This window comes from Verrucomicrobiia bacterium, from assembly GCA_035577545.1.
GTDB lineage: Bacteria > Verrucomicrobiota > Verrucomicrobiia > Palsa-1439 > Palsa-1439 > Palsa-1439.
On sequence record DATLVI010000004.1, the window covers coordinates 65,368 to 84,976 of the forward strand.

General features: G+C 58.6%; 14 protein-coding genes. 11 read left to right on the forward strand and 3 right to left on the reverse strand.

Annotation, left to right across the window (positions count from 1 at the left end):
* Nucleotides 1-128 precede the first annotated feature (128 nt).
* Entirely contained in the window at nucleotides 129-1,589 is a 1,461-nt protein-coding gene (locus VNL17_00435) for an ATP cone domain-containing protein (protein ID HXI82535.1), read from the forward strand.
* Nucleotides 1,590-1,594: 5 nt separating this feature from the next.
* A complete protein-coding gene (locus VNL17_00440; protein HXI82536.1) occupies nucleotides 1,595-2,110 on the forward strand; it encodes a peroxiredoxin in 516 nt (171 codons plus the stop codon).
* 1 nt (nucleotide 2,111) lies between these two features.
* Here the strand turns inward: VNL17_00440 and pelA are convergent, their stop codons facing one another.
* A complete protein-coding gene (pelA, locus tag VNL17_00445; protein ID HXI82537.1) occupies nucleotides 2,112-3,434 on the reverse strand; it encodes a pectate lyase in 1,323 nt (440 codons plus the stop codon).
* Between the two features lie 95 nt (nucleotides 3,435-3,529).
* Here pelA and VNL17_00450 point away from each other — a divergent pair, with 95 nt between their 5' ends.
* From VNL17_00450 to VNL17_00480, 7 genes are all read left to right on the forward strand, one after another.
* Nucleotides 3,530-4,687: a VIT1/CCC1 transporter family protein gene (locus VNL17_00450; protein ID HXI82538.1), complete on the forward strand. Its 1,158-nt coding sequence runs from the start codon at nucleotides 3,530-3,532 to the stop codon at nucleotides 4,685-4,687.
* Between the two features lie 597 nt (nucleotides 4,688-5,284).
* Nucleotides 5,285-6,100, forward strand: a complete 816-nt coding sequence (locus VNL17_00455; GenBank protein HXI82539.1) for a class I SAM-dependent methyltransferase — start codon at nucleotides 5,285-5,287, stop codon at nucleotides 6,098-6,100.
* A gap of 762 nt (nucleotides 6,101-6,862) precedes the next feature.
* A complete protein-coding gene (locus VNL17_00460; protein HXI82540.1) occupies nucleotides 6,863-8,593 on the forward strand; it encodes a glycosyltransferase family 39 protein in 1,731 nt (576 codons plus the stop codon).
* Between the two features lie 64 nt (nucleotides 8,594-8,657).
* On the forward strand, nucleotides 8,658-9,668 hold the full coding sequence (locus tag VNL17_00465; protein ID HXI82541.1) for an exosortase/archaeosortase family protein: 1,011 nt from the start codon (nucleotides 8,658-8,660) through the stop codon (nucleotides 9,666-9,668).
* A gap of 229 nt (nucleotides 9,669-9,897) precedes the next feature.
* Nucleotides 9,898-11,007, forward strand: coding sequence for an outer membrane beta-barrel protein (locus VNL17_00470; GenBank protein HXI82542.1), 1,110 nt, complete (start codon nucleotides 9,898-9,900; stop codon nucleotides 11,005-11,007).
* Nucleotides 11,008-11,148: 141 nt separating this feature from the next.
* Nucleotides 11,149-12,558: a DUF4912 domain-containing protein gene (locus VNL17_00475; GenBank protein HXI82543.1), complete on the forward strand. Its 1,410-nt coding sequence runs from the start codon at nucleotides 11,149-11,151 to the stop codon at nucleotides 12,556-12,558.
* A 76-nt stretch (nucleotides 12,559-12,634) separates the two neighbouring features.
* Complete coding sequence (locus VNL17_00480; protein ID HXI82544.1) at nucleotides 12,635-14,215, forward strand: 1,4-alpha-glucan branching protein domain-containing protein; 1,581 nt, start codon at nucleotides 12,635-12,637, stop codon at nucleotides 14,213-14,215.
* Nucleotides 14,216-14,238: 23 nt separating this feature from the next.
* Here VNL17_00480 and VNL17_00485 read toward each other — a convergent pair whose 3' ends face one another.
* Both VNL17_00485 and VNL17_00490 read right to left on the reverse strand, forming a co-directional pair.
* The gene (locus tag VNL17_00485; GenBank protein ID HXI82545.1) at nucleotides 14,239-15,144 is read right to left on the reverse strand and encodes an ACT domain-containing protein; all 906 of its coding nucleotides are present in this window, start codon (nucleotides 15,142-15,144) and stop codon (nucleotides 14,239-14,241) included.
* Between the two features lie 224 nt (nucleotides 15,145-15,368).
* The gene (locus tag VNL17_00490) at nucleotides 15,369-16,625 is read right to left on the reverse strand and encodes an SGNH/GDSL hydrolase family protein (protein HXI82546.1); all 1,257 of its coding nucleotides are present in this window, start codon (nucleotides 16,623-16,625) and stop codon (nucleotides 15,369-15,371) included.
* 602 nt (nucleotides 16,626-17,227) lie between these two features.
* Between VNL17_00490 and VNL17_00495 the strand changes: the two genes are divergently transcribed.
* Nucleotides 17,228-18,889 carry a mucoidy inhibitor MuiA family protein gene (locus VNL17_00495; GenBank protein HXI82547.1) on the forward strand — a complete coding sequence of 554 codons (1,662 nt, stop codon included), beginning with the start codon at nucleotides 17,228-17,230 and terminating at the stop codon, nucleotides 18,887-18,889.
* A 443-nt stretch (nucleotides 18,890-19,332) separates the two neighbouring features.
* Entirely contained in the window at nucleotides 19,333-19,608 is a 276-nt protein-coding gene (locus VNL17_00500) for a hypothetical protein (protein HXI82548.1), read from the forward strand.
* Nucleotide 19,609: the final 1 nt, after the last annotated feature.

A 19,609-nucleotide genomic window follows, 5' to 3' on the forward strand; every position in this document is an offset into this window, starting at 1 on the left:
CCTCCTGTAACTGTCCCGATTGAGCGTCCGATTTGACGCGCAAGTAACAGAACAGGTGGGGATGCGTCAAGGTTATTGTCGAGCGCGGGGGCGCTGTGTTATACTTCGACCCCACGGAATCGCATGACATGACGGTCCAAAATCGCATCATTAAAGTGCAGAAACGCAATCGTGCGCTCGTGTCGTTCGACGAGGAGCGGATTTGCAAGGCGGTCTTGCGGGCGGCGGATTCGATTGGCGGTTTTCAGCAGGACCATCTGCCGGGCGTCAACGACAAGATTTTCGAGACCTACGACACGGACGAGAAGATCGCGGGGTTTGTTGCGGACATCGTCGTGCTCTGCCTCAACTCCAATCCCCATCACCTTATCGCCAATTTTCCCCCGACGATTGAAGCGATCCAGGACGGCGTGTTGCACGCGCTACGCAGTTATGGATTCCAGAACACGGCGGACGCGTACGAATGCTATCGGTGGGGCCGGCATTGGTTTCGCGAAGGCGCGATCAACGAAGCGCAATTCGTCGGTAACGGTTTCCCGAGAAAGCGGATGGAGAAGACCCTCGAGTGGAACCGCGCGCACGGTTGCGACACGGTGGCAGGGTTGAATGAAGTCGTGCGTGGCGGCAAGTTCAAGACGTTGGTCGAAGAGTCACTGGCCGCTTATGAGGCGTCGCTGGATGAGGCGGCGCGCAAGGTGATCGCGCGGCTGAACGCGAGCGACGACATCCGCATGATGTGGGTCAGCGGGCCGAGTTCGTCGGGCAAGACCACGACGACGGTGAAACTGACCGAGCGATTGCAGAAGCACGGGTTGAAGTTCCTGATGCTGAACCTCGACGACTATTTCTGGGCGCTGATCGAGCATCCGTCCGACTGGATCAACGACCGCAATTTTGAAACACCCGAAGCGCTGGACATCCAGTTGCTGAACCGGCATCTGCGGGACTTGCTCGACGGCAAGACGATTGAGAAACCGGTGTACAGTTTCAAGGAAGGGCGGCGGATTTCGTCCAAGCCGGTCAAGTTGGAGAAGGGACAGATCCTGTTGTTGGATTGCCTGCACGGTTTCTACCCGCCGATCACGGAGGGGATCGATCCCACGTCGCAGTTCCGGGTGTACATCGAGACGATGAACGTCATGTACGAAGGCGACGGCAGCACCAATCGCCTGACCAAGTTTACCGACGTGCGGCTGATTCGGCGCATGTTGCGGGACGTGCAACATCGGAACCACAGCCCGCTTTCCACGATGTTGCACTGGCACTATGTGCGCGCGGGGGAATTGTTCAGCATCGTCCCGCTGATGGGATTGGCGGACCACGTCGTCAACGGCGGCCTGCCATTTGATTTGGCCGCGCTCAAGCCGTTTTTTGTTGGGGCCAACGGACATCTGCCGCTGTCGGAAACCTTCGAGCCATACGGTGGATTTCTCGATGCACGCATCCGTTACGACCGTGTCAAGCGCCTGCTTGAATCGGTCGAGGGACTCAGCCGCGAGCAAGTGGATTCCTACGACGTCATTCCGAGCGACTCCGTGATCCGCGAATTTATCGGCAAGAGCACCGTCAAAATCCCGCATAACGAGTGAGCACGATGAAGGCAATGATTCTGTTTTTGGGCGCAGGGCTGTTGGTGCAGTCAACGGTGTTTGGCGGGGAGATGCCGAAGGTGGGGGACAAGGCGCCGGATTTTTCGGTGGCGGCGAGCGATGGGACGACGGCGCACTTGAAGGATTACGTCGGTAAGGGGAACATCGTGCTTTACTTTTACCCGAAGGATGACACGAAGGGGTGCACGGCGGAGGCCTGCGGCATTCGCGACACGATGGATGAGTTCAAGGGACTGAACGCGACGGTCCTGGGCGTGAGCTTCGATTCGGTGGAGTCGCACAAGGCATTTATCGCGAAGTACAACCTGCCGTTTGTGTTGTTGGCGGACACGGACAAGAAAGTCGCCAAGTCGTACGGTGTAGCGGATGACAACAGCAAGGTAGCCAGCCGTGTCACATTTGTCATCGACAAGGCCGGCAAGATCGCGTTTGTGGACCCGAAAGTGAATCCTGCCACGCACGCCGCGGAACTCCGCACTGAACTGGCGAAATTGAAATAGGCTAGTCTGCCAGGGGGTGCGCCTTACTCCAGAGGGCGTACTCTTCGAGTGCGTGTTTGGGTGAGTCCCTATACCACGCGTAACCCCGCCGTCGTTCTTGCGAAATTTCTTCCAGGTTGTCGTGAATCGTCTTGTCGCGGTCACCGAAGATTGGACGGTCGGTTCCGATTTCGTAATAACGGGCCCAGAGCGGTCCGCTGCCGGGATTGGGCGCGAGACGGCGTCCACCATCGCCTGACCTCTGAAAGGCCATGTCGGAGATCTTCGTTTTCTCGAACCACGCAGCGGCTGCGTGCACGGTGGCGACGACCTGCGGACTGGGGTTGGGGAGGCTCATCAGGAACAGCATGATCTCCGCGCTCTCACTGGAAACCTGTGACGGCATTTCGTAATTGCGACCGGACGCGGGTTGCAACGTGAGCGGGTCATGTTGCTGGCACCAGACGGTGTGGCGGCCGTCCACGACGATTTGCGTCGCCAGGAGGCAGTCGACACCGCGGGTAACGCTCGCGCCGGCCATCGCGCGCGCCGAGAAGGGCACGAAAGCAAAATCGTTGGTTCCCCGAGCAACGTCGCGCAACAATCCGAGAAGGTTGACCATCGCATCGTCGTTGTAGGTGATCATGTCGTGATAGCCGCCTTCGAGCGGCCAGACCTGGGGCCAGCCGCCGTTGGGATATTGTGCGGCCGCGATGTAGACGATCCCGCGCAGGAACGACTTGCGATATGCGGCGCTGCGGTCGGGCCCGACAGCGATGATGACCTTCGCGAGATAGCGCAGCTCGGTCATGGTGGCGTCGTTGTCGAACGTGCCGACATAGTTCCAGTTCGTGTCAGGCGGTGTATCGAAGTCGGCCGCGCCGAGAGCACGCGAACGGTTGTCGGGCGCGAAGGCCTCGCCGGGCGCGCGCGGGTGCGCGGACAGGTCGAGGTTCTTGCTCCATCCTCCCGCTGGCGTCTGGAATGAGAGGACGATATCGGCGATGCGCACCGCGTCGGTCCCGCCATACCAGTCGGATGGTTTATCGAGCGGCATGGACCTCACGGAACGGCCCGACGGCGGGATTACCGGTTCCTTGAGATTGTGCACCTGCAGTTCCACTTGGAGGATTTTCTGGTCGAACTGCAAGTGTTGATTGGATCGTGCGAGGTATTCCCACCAAACTTTTCGTTGGGCGACAGGCAGTGCGGCAACGCGCTCGGCGGTGAGCGGCAGCGCGGGTGGATTGGTGCCGATAATCGCGGTGGACGCCAGCGGAGCGAAACCGAAAGCCATGATCGCCAGGGCGCGGTGGATCAGTGACGTTTGTTGTCGGAAGTTCAACGGGGGAACACGCTAGCAGCACGACGATTGGCGGTCAATGGGGCTGCGATAGCGTGTTTACTCAGGTTTGCTTTCTTGCTAGTTTTCCTGCGGCGATGAGTGAGCGCGACAAACTCGTAAATGGGTTGAAGCTGGCCTGGCGCGATGAGATGGGGAGCGCGCGCAATTATCGGGCGCTGGCGGAACAGGAAGGCAATCCCGATCGACGCGAGATTCTGCTGCGGCTGGCGGAGGCCGAGGAAAAACACGCGGCGAATTGGGCGGCGCGGTTGCGCGAACTCGGCACGGAACCGGGCGAGTACCGCGAGTCGGTCGTCGAACACGCGCGGCGTTGGGCGTTGCTGCAGAGCGGGACGGACCGGGCAGTGGTGAAACTGGAGGCGGCGGAGAATGGCGCGGACGCGATGTACGATGAACTGGCGAAGATCGCGCCGAGCGAGGAAGTGCGCGCGCAATTGGTGGAGGCGCAGCGGGAGGAGCGGGCGCACAGTCGTGTGTTGAGTGAGTTCACGGACGGACAAGTTCCGCCGGCGCAGCGGCGGCTCTCGAAAATTCTGGGGTCGGAAAAGTGGCATGTGACCGGGGCGGGTTGGATCGGGCAAGCGATTTACGGGGTGAATGACGGGCTCGGCGCGGCGTTCGGCGTCGTGAGCGGCGTGGCGGGCGCGACGAATGTGAACGGCAAGTTCGTATTGTTGAGCGGACTGGCGACAGCCATCGCGTCGGCGTTGTCCATGGGCAGCGGCGCGTATCTCGCGACGAAGTCGGAACGCGAGGTGTACGAGGCGGAGATGAAGCGCGAGCGGATGGAGATTGAGACGGACCCCGAGCAAGAGCGCGAGGAGATGGAGTTGTTTTACCAGTTGAAGGGATTCTCTCCTGAGGAAGCGAAGCTGATGGCGACGCGGCTGGCGGAGCAGCCGGAGCAGTTGTTAAAGACGCTTGCGCATGAGGAACTGGGTTTGTCGGAGAAAGGGTTTCCCAATCCGTGGAGCGCGGCGACGAGCGCGATGTTGAGCACCGCGGCGGGGGCGGTCGTGCCGGTGATTCCGTTTTTATTTTTGTCGGGGACGCAAGCGCTGGTCTGGTCGTTCGCCATCAGCACCGTGGCGCACTTTGCGGTCGGCGCGTCGAAGGTGATCGTCACCGGCCGTTCGTGGCTGAAGAGCGGCGCCGAGATGACCGTGGTCGGCGTCGGCGAAGCGCTGTTGACGTACGGGATCGGGTTGTTGATCGCGCCGGTGTTGAGGTAATCGGTTTCCCGGTTGACCGTGATGGTTGGTGCCCGCTGACTCGCATTTCTTTTTTCCGCTTTCCTCTTGTTTCCAGCGGTGGTCTAATGGGATTGCATACTTGACCGGTTTGGAGAGAATCATACAGCAAGCGAATCGCATTGCAGAGATCCCAACCAGGATAAGTGATACTTTTGCTACCTAATATATGTTGGGCCCATGAGCCTATGGAGTGAAATATTCTGGACTGTGGTGTGCTATTGCAGTGCGTTGCTGATTCCAGCAGCGTATTTGATTTGCACGCGCTCTCACGGTGCACTCGTTCGGAAGATGCTCAGAGGCGTCGGCCTTCAGATTTTGTGGACGCTGGCTTGGGCAGTCTTCGGTGCGCTGTTTCTGCTCCTTCATGTCCGGGACATGTACATGTTTCCGATTTGGCTTGTGCCGATCAACATTGGATTCATCATTTACTTCTCTTCGCTGCTCATCGAGCATGTCCGCGCAGCGAGAGATTCGAGGAAACATGACTAACAAATCACTTCAGCCAACGGGCTGGCCCGCGGCTGAGTTTCGGCGTTAGGCGCTTTTTACGTGTTACCAGAATGGAAAGAAATCCTCATGAACCCAAATAAAGCGTTGTGGGAGAAAGGCGACTTTACCGAGATTGCCGCCTTGATGCGTCAATCGGGTGAAGCAGTCGTAAAGTCTCTCGGAATAACGCCGTCGCTGCGGGTCCTGGACCTCGGCTGCGGCGATGGCACGACAGCGGTTCCCTTGGCACGCCTGGGTGCTGAAGTTGTCGGCATCGACATTGCCACGAATCTCGTTGACGCCGGGAACAAGCGCGCGGCGGAGTTGGGTCTCACCCGGCTGACATTTCAAGAGGGAGACGCGTGCAACCTGCAAGGGGTCGGCGACCATTCGTTTGATCTGACGCTTACGGTGTTCGGCGCCATGTTTGCGCCCAAGCCCTTCGACGTCGCCAGGGAGATGGTGCGGGTCACACGGCCGCGGGGTCGCATTGTGATGGGCAACTGGATACCCAACGACCCGACTTCCTTCGTCTCGCAGTTGCTCAAGGTTAGCTCGGCGTTCACGCCGCCACCGCCCGAAGGTTTCATCAGTCCGATGACCTGGGGCGTGGAATCGCACATCGTCGAGCGTTTTGGCCAGGCCGGAGTGCCCAAAGAGAAAATCTCGATGGCCAAGGACACGTTCCGCTTCATTTCCCCCGACAAGAGCCCGGCACAGGTAGTCGAATCTTTTCGACGATTCTATGGCCCGACAATGAACGCCTACGAAGCGGCCCAAAAGAACGGAAAGGCGGAGGAACTCCACCAGCAGCTTTTGGAACTGGCGCAATCAGAGAACCAGAGCGCGAACGGCGGCACTTCGATACCGGCTACCTTTTTGCGAGTGACTGTAGAGTTGTGAGTTCATATCTCGTGCGGGTCGGCTTCGAGGTTCGAGCAACCCGATTTCCTCCAGTTAATACTTTCATCTCCACCGGAGCGGGGCGGCTTTCCGTCTATCGTAAACCGATAAATTTACTGGACAGGGCGTGGCGGGAGGGGTAGAGTCGGGGAACAGAACAAATGAACTCGCAACGTCCAACGCTCAACACCCAACTTTCAAGTCTGCCTGGTGAGACCGTTACGAGTGGCAACCCGCCCAGCGTCATTCCGGAAGGAAGAGGCGAAAGAAATGTGCCATTCTACCAAACGAACCCACCGTTTTTGTGCAGAGTTTTCTGTGCAAGCACCTATGCGGACGTTTGTTGCGATGGAAATCCGAACATTTTCTCGGTGGGTTCGTTTTGGAAAACGAACCCACCGGAGAGGCCTTTTAGAGGGGGTAACTAAGGCTTTTGAGCACGCATTTTGACCTCCATTTAACGTGTGAAGAGGCTGCGGGCGCTGACGCTAAGAGCCGTGAGCGAATGAAATCTTGGGGATGCTGGTTGCTAGAATGGCTGTTGGTGTCGTGGGAGACCCTTCGCTCCGCTCAGGGTGACAACCTTTGGAGAACGGTGAACGAATGAAAAACAATGGCAAGCGGAGCGCTTGTCCTACAATTTTTTCGGCGATCATAGACCGCCTCTACGGGCTGGGACTAAACCTTGAAACGGGGTGGTGGGTCAGATAGGCTGCGCGCGTAATCATGCCTTTTATCGCGGGAAAGAAATCTGAGGAGCCCGTGCCGTACCGGCCGTTCTTTGAGCGGGTGCAGGATTGGATTTTCAAGATCGATATCGCGCCGGAGTTGGGGCCGTTTCGGGTGGGGATGTTCTGTTTGTTGGCGCTATTGGTGATCCTGCTTTACACGGGGACGCAGTTTTACGGGCTGCATGACGCGGAAGCGATGGACGCGGGGCAGTTGGCGCGCAATTTGTGGCGTGGGCGCGGATATGTGACACAAACTTTGCGGCCGTTTGAATTCCAGTACCTCAACTCGGTTGGCCGTGCGCCGCTGGATCCCAAGACGAACACGCAACCCGAATTGTGGACGCCGCCGATGTATCCGCTGGTGTTGTCGGCGGTGTTCCATGTGCTGACGCCGAATTTCGATATTTCCGGGAACGTGCGGACGCTGGCGGCGGACCGCGTGGTGATGATGGTGGGCTGGGTGCTGTACCTGGTGGGGATGGTGTTGCTGTACCTGCTGGCGCGCGAGATGTTCGATCATCGCGTGGCGACGATGAGCGTGTTTATGTACCTGTTCTGCAACCCCCTGCTGGAGGCGGCCATCTCGGGGGTATCGTGGGGGTTGATGTCGGTACTTTTTCTGCTGACGGCGTATGCGGTGTTCAAGGCGGAGAAGTGGCAGGCGGGAGGTCGGTCGGCGCGGTGGGTTTACGGGGCGCTGGCGGTGAGTGCGCTCGCGGTGGGGTTGGGGACGCTGACGCGGTATGCGTTCGCCTCGGTGCTGGTACCGCTGCTTATCTATGTGGGCGTTTCCTTTCCGAAGCAGTGGCGGGCGAAATGCGGACTGTGTCTGCTGGTGTTTGTGTTGGTGCTGGCGCCCTGGGTGGCACGGAACTGGGCGGTCTCGCAGACGCTGTTTGGATTGAGCCGATTCGAGATGCTGGAGGGAGTGGGGTTGGGAACGGCGAGCGAGATCAAGGCGGGGCAGGTGCAGCGGACGTACACGGGAGAACTGCCGAAGTTCAAGTTTCGCCAGCAGTTGCGGCGTACGTTGATCAACGCGCGGCAGATGTATGAAGTGGTGCTCAAGGACGTCGGGTCGAATTACCTGATTGTTTTCTTTTTCGTGGGCCTGATGCACCGGTTTCGGCAGGAAGAAGTGTTCCGGCTGCGCCGGTTCGTTTTTTGGACGCTGCTGATGGCGATCGTCTGGTTGAGCGTGGTGGGGCCGCCGAAGCGGAACTTTTTGACGGTGTTTATGCCGTTGCTCATCGTGTACGGCGTGGCGTTTTTTTACGTGATGTTCGAGCGGCTGCAATTTCGGACGCGGCTGACGCGAACGGGCGTGATCGGTTTTTTTGCGGTCTTCAATTCGTTGCCATTCCTCTTTATGTTGTTGCCGCCATCGACGACGGTCCCGTATCCGCCCTACGATGGCGGCGTGGTGACGGCGCTGGGAAGGGCCTTCGGGGAGGAAGAAGTGTTGGTGAGCGACATTCCGTGGGCGGTGGCGTGGTACGCGGACCGGTCGGCGATCTGGGAACCGTTTGAGGAGAAAGATTTCCTGCTGATCAATGACAATGTAAAACTGGTGTCGGGAATCTACCTGACCCAGGAGACGTTGCTGCAGCAAAAAGTATTGGACATGGTGTCCGGCTATCAGCGCTATTGGATCCAGATGTTTGACCTGCAACGGTTCCCGCCAAGGGACTTTCCCCTGCAGTTTACCCGGCCGCTCACGCCGGACGGACAACAGGTCTTAATCAGCAATCGGCGCCGCTGAGTAGTGTGCCCGTGGGAGGTTTGACTTTCATCTTCTACGGGCTCAATGTATCGGGCGAGTTTGCATGAGTTTGTCCGACTTGAAACGATTGTTGGGCCTGCCCGGCGCGACCGATGGCGTTGGATCCATTGCGTTTCCCACCGACCCCGAGGAGCGGCGGCGCTGGATCCTGATCGGCGTGATGGGGGCCATTGTTTTTTACGCGTACTTCATCAGCAAGACTTGTACGTCCGGCGTGACGCCGCTCTCGCTCTTTGGGTGGTTGTGGGTGTATTGGGGACGCGGCGCGGACTACGCGCATGGTTACGTGGTGCCGGTGGTCGCGGCCGGTCTGTTTGGGTGGAAGTGGCGGAGAAGGCTGCACAGTGTGCCGTTGAGCACGGCGAACAGCGGCTTGGCGGTGATCCTGGCAGGGGTGACGATCTACTGGATTGGCGTCAAAGCAGCCAATCCGCGTCTCGTGGCCGGCTCATTGGTGGTCTTGATCTTCGGGCTGATTTTGTATCTTGCGGGTTGGGACTGGGCCAGGGAACTTTGGTTTCCGTGCGCGTTCCTGTTGTTCATGATCCCGTTGAATTTTTTGGAGCAATACGTCTCCTTTCCGCTGCGGGTCTTCGTGGCGCAGGTCTCCACCGCGTTGTTGAACGCGCTGGGCCAGAATGTTTATCGTGAAGGAACAGGCATATATTCCACGGTCAATCGGTTCCTGCCGTTGGAGGTGGCGGATCCGTGCAGCGGGATTCGCTCGCTCATGGCGTTGATGGCGCTGACATCGCTGTACGGGTACATTGCGATGGATCAGACTTGGAAGAAATGGGTGCTATTCCTCTCCAGCATCCCGCTGGCCGTGGTGGGCAATCTGGCGCGAATCACCACGGTGGCCCTCGTCGCCCAGGGTTTCGGCCAGGATTGGGCGATGAAAATCTACCACGATTACTCCGGTTATATCGTGTTCAGCCTGGCAATACTGTGCATGATCGGGTTGGGGGCGATGCTCAATATCGATTACCGCGAGCTGATTCACCGCTGGACTGAGGAAGATGTCCGTCCACCACGTTCTGTCCGCAAGCGGTAACCAGTAACCACTACCTTCTATCGGTGACGCGCGAGCCGCCTTTTTTATTTACAGTGAGTGGGTAGGCAGATAACATGCGCGCCAGTCTTTTTGTCGCCGTGAGGGCGATTTGAAACGCCACAGTATTGCGCACGCCACCTAACAGGGAATGAGACAGCACCACAGACTCCGGCGCAGCGTTGCCTTCTGGCTCTGGGTTTTGTGGGTGTTGGCGGTAGCTTATCCGGCCATGGCCCAAAACTTATTGGTGGGCCCTTTCCGTCTGAACATGGGTTTTACCGCTGGCGCGGATTTCCGGGACAACGCGAACCTCAGTGAGAACCACCCGAAGGCCGATGTGCTGCTCAGCGTCGGGCCGACCCTGTCGGGCGGCGTCTTCCTGCCTTTTGCCGGCGGCGAAGAATTCACGCTAACCATGGCGGCGACGTACAGCCATTCGCTGACGGGAGCTCAATCGGACAGCTTTGGCGCGCCATTGAATGCGTCGTTGGTCCTGCCCATCTACGTGGCGGAATGGAACGTGGTTTTGTCGGACAGCTTCAGCTTCGAAAATGACCCCCTTGACAGTACATTCGCGGTGAACCGAACCCGCGTGACGGAGTATTCGAATATCGCCTCGGCCAGCGCCACGCGCCAACTGGGGAAATTCTCCACGACCTTCGCGGCGCAACGCACGGATGATATTTTCCCCAGCGATACTTCGCAGGAGGAAACCGATTACCAGTTTTCGTTTACGCCGGCCTATTTTTTTCGAGAAGGCTATTCGGTCTTCGTCAGAAACACGTACGGGATCAGCTACCTTGTCGATCCCACCTTGCGCGACTCCCACGGTTATTCGAGCCAACTTGGGTTGAATGGGCAGATCACGAAAAGCTTGAACGGCACTGTCAGCCTGGGTTGGTCGCATCTGGAACTGGACGCGACCAAGACAAATGGAGTCGACCACATCGACGGCGTAAGCTCCCAGATCGCGGTGAACTATATGCACCCGTTGCGTCCGAATACGACGCACACGCTGACATTTTTCCACGATCCGGGTATCACGCTTGGATTGAAGAATTCGAGCATCACGGAAGCCACTGGCGTCAACTACACAATCGCCCATCGGCTGAACCGGTACATGACGCTTGCGCCCTCGGTCGGCTGGACCCATCTTGAATCCCTCAGCGGAAGCCAGGAGATTGCGGACCTGATCGTGGTCGGTTTCAGTTTGCAACGGCAGTTCACGAAGAAATTGACCGGGTCTTTTGCTTACCGGTACCAGACGCGAAATTCGAACCTCAGCGGCCAGAGTTACGATGTGAATGAGGTGACGGTCAACCTTAACTACACATTCTAGGTACGCCACGCCTGTTTTTCGCAAAATAATCGTTTTACATTCCCGCAATTTCTGTTCTAAGCTAGTATGCGCTTGGAGAAAGATGGCCCCGGGCACCTTCGGGGCACACCTCGCGTCCGCGAGGCAGGAGGAAGGCGTACCATGAAGATGGCAGACTTACTGGCGAAAACAAAAACTGATTTACTGAAAATTGCTCAACGGCATGGCTTGCGGGGCGTGTCCACGCTCAAGAAGGAAGAGCTAGCCGACAAAATTCATCAGGCCCAGCGGCGCTTCAAAGGGCCAACGACCAAGCAGCCGCTGGGTGCCAGCACTGTCGCCCGCACGGTTGCTGACGCCGTCAAACGCCGCGCGGTTCGCAAACATGCCACGGAAGCAGCCGCTCCCACAAAGGCCCCTGCTGCAGCCCGGACGCAGGCAATACGACCGGTACGGCGCGCCAAAGTCGTCTCAAAGTCCAGGCCTGTGGAAATCGAGGCGGGGGAGGCAAGCCACCCATCTGCCGAGCTTTCCGCCCACAAATTCGATGTCGCGCCGGTGTCACCGCCACCGCGGCAGGTCTTTCAGGAGGAGCACCTGGGTGAATTGCCCGATGCGTACGGCACTGGCCATCTCTTTCTCACGGCGCGCGATCCACACTGGCTCTATGTCTACTGGGATCTCAACTGGCAGCAGATGGCTGACTTCCGCGGCCAGGCCGCCGACGGCCGTTTGCTCCTGCGGATCTTCGAGAAGAACCACGCGGATCCGTTTCAGGTGCTGACGCTCGGTCACGAGTCGCGCAATTGGTACATCCCCGTCAACAAGGCTGCAACCACGTACCGCGCCGAACTCGGTTTCTGGCGGCATGACGGCCAGTTTCACGCGGTCAGTCATTCGCGCGAGACCACCACGCCGCCCGATGCGATTTCGCCCGATACGACGGCACGGTTCGCCACCATTCCGATCGATATTTCGTTCCACGAACTCTTTGAGATCATTCGCGGACACATGCGCGAGGGCGAGGCCCTGGCCGAGGCGCTGCATCGCCTGCAACTCGCGGGGTTCCGTTTCCCGTTCAAACTCGGGTTGGAGCTTGGCCCTTGGACCGCGGACCAAGCCGCCGAGTTGGAACGCATCCTCGGTGGCGATCTGTTCCGCCGCATCCAGATGGGATCGTTCGAGATTACGGAATGGCTGCGCCGCCGTTTACAGGAGGAACTCAGCTCGGGATTGTCCAGCGGATTTAGCCCGTCAGGTTCGAGCTGGTCCGGCGCGCCGCAGAAGGGGTTCTGGTTCGCGGTGAATGCCGAGTTGATCATTTACGGCGCGACGGAACCGACGGCGAAGGTTACGATCGACGGCAAGCCAGTGAAGTTGCGCAGCGACGGGACCTTCTCATTCCAGTACGCGTTCCCGGACGGCCAGTACAAATTGCCGGTTGTGGCCATCTCGGCCGCAGGTGACGACCAGCGTGCGGTGCAACTGACCTTCGAACGCCAGAGCCGCACGAAAGGCGAGGTGGGCAAGGTCAAACAGCCGGCGCACCTCAAGTCGCCCGCCGCCGCGTGATGCTTCCCGCAGCGCGTCATTTGAGACAAGTCGCGGCAGCCCGATCCGAAACGAAACGCCGAAAGGAGTTTTGCCAGTGCCACAAGGTTATGTAGCGCTCATTCTGCACGCGCATCTGCCGTTCGTGCGCCATCCCGAGTACGAGGATTTTCTCGAGGAAGACTGGCTTTACGAGGCCATCACCGAGACGTACATCCCTCTCATCAAGATGATGGAAGGCCTCGTCCGCGACAATGTGGATTTTCGCCTGACGATGTCGCTCACGCCGCCGCTCTGCTCGATGCTCCTCGACCCGCTGCTTCAGGAGCGTTACATCCGCCACATCACGCGGCTCATCGAACTCAGCGAAAAGGAAATCGAACGCACGAAATGGGACCGCGCTTTCAACGACCTTGCCTGGTTCTACCACCACCGTTTTCAAGAGGCGCGCGCGACGTTCTGCGACAGCTACGGGCGCAACCTCGTCGGTGCCTTCCGCAAGTTTCAGGAGCTGGGCAAACTCGAGATCATCACCTGCGGCGCAACGCACGGTTTCCTGCCCTTGATGGCCGAACATCCCGAATCGATCCGCGCCCAGATCATGATCGCGCGCGACCACTATCGCCAATGTTTCGGTTGCGACCCGCGCGGGATCTGGTTGCCGGAATGCGCCTATGTGCCCGGCATTGAAAAGTTTCTCCAGGAAGCCAACATCCGCTGGTTCATCATGGACACGCATGGCATCATGTTCGGCCATCCGCGTCCGCGCTACGGAATTTACGCGCCGGTGTTCACGCCGACGGGCGTGGCCGCGTTCGGGCGCGACGTCGAATCCTCGAAACAGGTCTGGAGTTCCGAGGAAGGCTATCCCGGCGACGGCGATTACCGCGATTTCTACCGCGACGTCGGTTTCGACCTCGAATACGATTACATCAAACCGTACATCCACCCCGACGGCATCCGCTGTTTCACCGGTATGAAATATTTCCGCATCACCGGCAAAACGTCGGACAAACAACCGTACAACCGGCACAACGCAATGGAGAAGGCCGCGTCGCACGCCGGCAACTTCATGTTCAATCGCGAAAAGCAGGTCGAACATCTCGTCGGCATCATGAAACGCCCGCCGCTGATCATCTCGCCCTACGACGCGGAGTTGTACGGTCACTGGTGGTTTGAAGGTCCTGACTTCATCAACTATTTCACGCGCAAGGTCGCCTTCGACCAGAACGTCTTCAAGCTCACCACGCCGACCGAATATTTGCGTGGTTTCCCGACCCAGCAGATCACGCAACCGAGCGCCTCCAGCTGGGGTAACAAGGGTTACTGGGAGGTCTGGCTCGAAGGTTCCAACGCGTGGATCTACCCGCACCTGCACATGGCCGCGCAACGCATGACGGAGCTCGCCCGCAACTTCAAGAACGGCGACCATCTCACGCAGCGCGGCCTCAAACAGGCTGCCCGTGAACTGCTCCTCGCGCAATCCAGCGACTGGGCGTTCATCATGAAGACGGGAACGATGGTGCCCTACGCGGTGAAACGGACGAAGGACCACATCCTGCGCTTCACGCGCCTCTACGACCAAATCAAAGAACATCGCATCGACGAGCCCTGGCTCGCTTCCATCGAGTGGCGCGACAATATTTTCCCCGACGTTAATTACCACTACTACGCGTAGACTCTTTCTCTCCCATCCGTAAATCAACCCAGCGCCGCCCGCACTCTGTCGCGAATCTGTTCCAACCGGGCCGCATCGCGAATCTTCCGGCCGTCGGTGCCGGTCATGAAGAACACATCCGCGGCCTGGTCTTCTTCCGTCACGATGACAGCGTGGACGATGTCCACGTCGCATGTGGAAATGGCCTCCAAAATGTCGTGCAGCAACCCCACACGATCCGGGGCTTCCACCTGCAAGACGGTGTAATCGTCAAAGCGGTCGTTATCGAACGTCAACACTGCCGCCTTCCGGCCCGCGACGGTTTCGGGCGCGCCCGCGCATTGCATCCAGGTCCGCAGCACCGACTCGCCGTCGCTATTCGGGCTGAACGCGACGGCCAACAGTTGCTCCATCTGCTTGAGCCGCGAAATGTCCTCGACGTGCCGCAATTCTTCATCGCAGACCTGGAACACGTCGAGCACCACGTTGTCCGCCCGCGTATAGATGTCCGCCCGCACGATGTTCAACCCCGTCGCCGCGAACGCCCCGGCGACCCGGGCCAGTAATCCCGGACGGTCCCACGCGCAAACGACCACTTCGGAGAAACCCCTGTCAGGGAAGTGCCGCCAATGCATCACGGGTGGTGCGAGTAAAACATCGCCGCGCGTGAGACCGTCGACAAATTGATGGATGATTTCCAGGTGCCATCGCAACGCCGCGCTGTCCACCCGCGGCCAGTACCGCAACGGCATGCTGGCAAAATGCAATTCGAGTTCCTCCGACCGGATCCCCAGGTCGGCGTTCACCGTCAACTCGTACAACCGGCTCCGATGCGTCTCGAAAATCTGCTGCACGGTCTTTGAGCTTCGATTCAGATGCGACCCCACCACCGCCGGCGCGACCGCTGGCGACACATTCTCACCGCCCGTAACTGACTCGGACGTTTTCATACACACGTCCATAGCACCGTCCGTGCTGAAATCAACGAAACACTTTGTCCGCATGCGGACGCCCGACGACGCAAACCGCTGAAACCATTGTAAATGCGGGAAAATTTCCTTGTCGTGCCCACGCGTCTGGGAATGCCAGAAAATTTCCAGAGCCAACTCGCGACCCGCGCTCCCTGTAGCCATTTATCCATGCTGGTCAGTTTGCAGTAAGTGATTGCATCTCGTTAGGGCAGTTGTCGGACACGATAGAAGCGCTGGCTCTGACCGCTGGCCGTCAGATCGTTCACGCTGACCGCACCGCCGGTTCCGCGTACATTGTTGGTCAACAAGCTCCAGCTGCCCTCGACCAGGTTGCTCGTCATCTCCACGCGATAGAACTGGTTGGACACGGTCATAAACCCGAGCTGCAAATTCCCGCCCGCGAATCCCAGCGAGGTCACTCGCGGGCGAATGGGCAGGACGACATAATTGGTGTACGAGCCAATCTGGTTCATCAGGGTATCGTGCCCGCCGTACGCCACGCCGGCGTGATTGAGTATCTCCTGCTCCGTGAACAGCGGCACCGTCGTCCCGTAGCCCAGCGAAATCCCCTCCAGCGCCATGTTCGCGAACAGCCCCTGGATCGTCGTGTGCGGATGCGCCCCGTCCGCCACGAACGCCGCCGTCCGATTCGGACTGTTCGTGGGATTGGAATCCGATTGCTGCAAGTGGATGGCGACATTGCCGATGGACAGGGTCGTCTGCAGGTTGGTGTTCGACCCGAAGATGACCCGTTGCAGGGCGAAAGCGTCGACCAACGGGACCTGATACTTCTGCGTGAGGTAGAGCAGGCCCGCGTTGGCTTGCTGGATGGCTGCGGCCACCCGCTCGCGGTTGCCGCCGTTGGTGTAGAAGAAATTATTGTAAACGGCCGGCGTCTTCCCGTAGTCGAGGATGTTGAACACCACCAAATTCACCCCGGTTGTCTCGACCGTCGCCACCGCCGTTTCAATGTTGGTCAGGACCTTCGCCACGTAGTTGCTAATCTGGGAAGCCGACCACGACCCATTATAGATGTTCAAATACGCCGCGGTGGGGTAGGTGGTAAAATCCGGGTTGAAGTCGTTCGCCCCGATCGCCAGCACCGCATGGGTGATGCCGTCGGGCAAAACTTGCGCGGCCAATCCCGTGGCCTGACCGTCGGCCAGGAGGTTCGATGAAGTGTCGCCGGAAAGCGCCCAGTTGAATTCGTAACCCGTCCGGCGCGGACTGCCCCACGTGCCGCCCGGCTGACCCGCCGCCACCGCCGTAGGGCCTACATTCACGCTTCGATAGTTGACCAACTGCTGCACCCAGTTCGTCGCATACGTTCCGTAGCTCTCTTCGAAATACTCATCGCTAAGACTGTCGCCCATCACCCCCAGCGCCCCAATTTGCCCATGGGCCGACGTGAACGCGCCGAACGCCACCAACAGGACTGCCATCAGAACCTGTCGAGTCATCCTCGCCAACGATCCATCCCGTGTCTCACATCCCAAAAGAAGGTCAAAACATGCACTCAAACCCATAAATTACCCCCTCGAAACCGCCTCCCGGTGGGTTCGTTTTCCAAAACGAACCCACCGATTTCTCATGGAGATTCCTGTCGCAACGAGTCTATTCAGAGCCGCTTGCATCGAAAAAATCTCGAAAAAACGGTGGGTTCGTTTGGTAGAATGGCATGTTTGATGCGCCCCTGCCTCGCCTGTTGTAGCGGCGCTTCTGTGAAGCGCCGAATAGCGGTGGACGGATCCAACTCACCATTGAGATTCCCGCCCATGAAAGCTGGACAGCCCGCCGCCAATCCAAGATGGTTTCATCTTTCCCATTCTACCCGCCTCAGCAGGCCGTGTCCAGTAAAATAATCGATTTACGATATAGAAGGAGGCCACTTGGAGCGAAAGCAAAGACCTCGAATCGGCTTGTCAGCTTTGTCAAAGGGGATACTATGAGCGCCGTAGACGGAGTTGTCAGCGCTAGTCCTGGCCGTAACCACCGCCGGGAACTTCCGCGGTCTAACGGTGTCCGACCAAGGGAACACCTTATTCTTTATGGAGGACATGGAATGAATCGGATTCGCCTGTTTGCTGTGTTGTCCGCAACGTTGCTGTCCGCGCGGTCCTGGGCTATTGAACCTGTTACGGTCGAAAGTCACATCACCGACGTCACCGTCTACCCCGATCGCGCGCAGGTCACCCGCTCGGCAGACATTAACGTCAACCCCGGCGAAAACCGCCTGCTCGTCGACCATCTCCCAGTGACTCTTGCGGAAGATTCGGTCAAAGCCGCGGGCAAGGCTCCAATCCACGTCATCATTCAGGATGTCGCCGTCCGCACCGTCGTCCGGGAACAACCGTCCGACACGAAGGCTGCAGAGATGGGAAAGCGCGTCCAGGATCTGCACGACGAACGTGAGGCGTTGGAGTCCCGTCAGCGCGTCATCGACCAGCAGCGCCTCTTGCTTCAGCAGATTCAGGTCAAGGCCGCAGGCGATGTCTCTCGCGATATCCAACTCAACAAATTCGATGTCACACAGCTGAAAGACCTGCCCGCATTTGTCGGCTCGGAATTCGCCCGCCTCGAAGATGACACGCGCAAGGTTGCCGCCGAACGCCGTGAATTGGACCGCAAAATCGCCGCCGCGGAAGCGGAGTTTGGCAAATATCAATCCGCCGCTAATCGCGCCGAGAAATCGGTGCTCGTTATCATCGATGCCAAAGACGCCACGAAACTGCACTTGCAGATTTCCTACGTGCTCGGCAATGCAAGTTGGGTCCCCGCGTACGACGCCCGCGCCGCCGCCGACGCCAGCGGCGTGGAGTTGACCTACAACGCAGTGGTTCGTCAACAGACCGGGGAGGACTGGCTCGGTGTCAACCTCGCCCTGTCCACCGCCAAGCCGGCCGTCGGCGCACAGATGCCTGACCTGAACAAATGGTCGGTCGGTATCTTGGAAGCGGTACTGAACGGCCCTATGGACGGTCTGGCTGAAACGGCGAAATTTGCTACTACTCCACCACCTGCAGCCCCCGCGCTCGGTGGAGAAGAGCGCTACGAGCGGGAGCCGGTCCGCCAAATTGTCCCTCAACAAGCCCAGGTCGAGCTGGGGATGACCGCCGCAACATTTCGGGTTCCCCGTCCAGCGGATGTGCCCGGCGATGGCGAACCGCATCGCCAAACGATTACGATCGCGTCGCTCCCCGCTGCCTTCCGGTATGAAACCGCCCCGAAGTTATCTTCGTTCGCCTATCTCAAAGCGGCAGCCACCAACACCACCGAAACCCCGCTCATGGCCGGCGCGGTCAACGTTTTCGTGGGCCCCGATTTCATTGGGACCGGCCGCATCAAGACCACAGCCCAGGGCGAGGCTGCGGATTTATTCCTCGGTATCGATGAAGGCATCCGCGTGAAACGGGAGGAACTCAAGGATCGTCGCAGCAAATCCGGCTTCTTCCGCAGCCGTCGCAGTCAAGTGTCCGGCTATAAAATTACGGTCGAAAACTACAAAGACAAGCCGCAGCACGTGGTGGTCTTTGACCAGATTCCGGTGTCGGGGACGGATCAGGTCAAGGTGTCACTGGGCGACACGTCTTTAAAACCGACTAAAGTTGACGACGCTACAGGGAAACTAACATGGGAATTGGACCTCAACCCTCGCGAAAAACGCGAGATCACATTCGAGTTCACTGTCGACTGGCCCCAGGATCGGCAGGTCAACGGGCTCTGACCTGAAGCCTCACACCTTTTTGCCGGAAAGCTTCCCAGCAACAAGAATCCGTTGGCACACACGACCGTCCTTCAAACTGCCCAGAATTCCACCTTGTTCCCCCTTCCAATCAGTAGCAGGCTTGGCAGTTTGATATGATGAAGATTTCGGGAAAGACCACGGCCTGTTCATTCGGCGAGGCGAAACGTTCAGCCACTTTCTGGAAATCAGCCATGAGCATGTAGTGCGCCTTCCCCTTTGGCCACCGGACTTGGGACTTTGCTGATTGTGCTCGACCAGCGTTTGTCACTGGGTCTACTCTTCGACTAACAAGAGGAAAATCCATGAAAAGCACTGTGTTTTGTTTGGCTCTGGCGGTCGTTGGGTGGATGGTACTCGGAAATTCACGCACCGCATTCGCTCAGGACGGATCTGAACATCAGGCAACCCAACACGAAGAAGGTATGACGCCGCCCTCCCAGCATCCCGAAGCGGGGAAGCCGATGCGCGGGCCGTGGCAACCTGAAAAAAGAGGGACCGAACTCCGGTGCGTCGTGGGAATCGTCCGGGTGATCGTTCTGGCGTGGCTGGTCTGTAACGTTTTGCTGGCTACATGGATCTTCACGGATATTCGGAAATCTGGGCAGGGACATGGGATTTTCATCGTCCTGGCGTTGCTGGCAGGTTTTCCGACAGCGATCCTCTACGCCTTGGTCAGGATCGGCGACAAGAAGAGCTAAG

What these genes read in the sequence shown, in the direction of transcription:
- VNL17_00440 (HXI82536.1), top strand. Translation starts at nt 1,595, where the DNA reads ATGAAGGCAATGATTCTGTTTTTGGGCGCAGGGCTGTTGGTGCAGTCA.
- VNL17_00485 (HXI82545.1), bottom strand. Translation starts at nt 15,144, where the DNA reads ATGAAAACGTCCGAGTCAGTTACGGGCGGTGAGAATGTGTCGCCAGCG.
- VNL17_00490 (HXI82546.1), bottom strand. Translation starts at nt 16,625, where the DNA reads ATGACTCGACAGGTTCTGATGGCAGTCCTGTTGGTGGCGTTCGGCGCG.
- VNL17_00495 (HXI82547.1), top strand. Translation starts at nt 17,228, where the DNA reads ATGAATCGGATTCGCCTGTTTGCTGTGTTGTCCGCAACGTTGCTGTCC.
- VNL17_00435 (HXI82535.1), top strand. Translation starts at nt 129, where the DNA reads ATGACGGTCCAAAATCGCATCATTAAAGTGCAGAAACGCAATCGTGCG.
- VNL17_00470 (HXI82542.1), top strand. Translation starts at nt 9,898, where the DNA reads ATGGCCCAAAACTTATTGGTGGGCCCTTTCCGTCTGAACATGGGTTTT.
- VNL17_00475 (HXI82543.1), top strand. Translation starts at nt 11,149, where the DNA reads ATGAAGATGGCAGACTTACTGGCGAAAACAAAAACTGATTTACTGAAA.
- VNL17_00465 (HXI82541.1), top strand. Translation starts at nt 8,658, where the DNA reads ATGAGTTTGTCCGACTTGAAACGATTGTTGGGCCTGCCCGGCGCGACC.
- VNL17_00500 (HXI82548.1), top strand. Translation starts at nt 19,333, where the DNA reads ATGACGCCGCCCTCCCAGCATCCCGAAGCGGGGAAGCCGATGCGCGGG.
- VNL17_00455 (HXI82539.1), top strand. Translation starts at nt 5,285, where the DNA reads ATGAACCCAAATAAAGCGTTGTGGGAGAAAGGCGACTTTACCGAGATT.
- VNL17_00450 (HXI82538.1), top strand. Translation starts at nt 3,530, where the DNA reads ATGAGTGAGCGCGACAAACTCGTAAATGGGTTGAAGCTGGCCTGGCGC.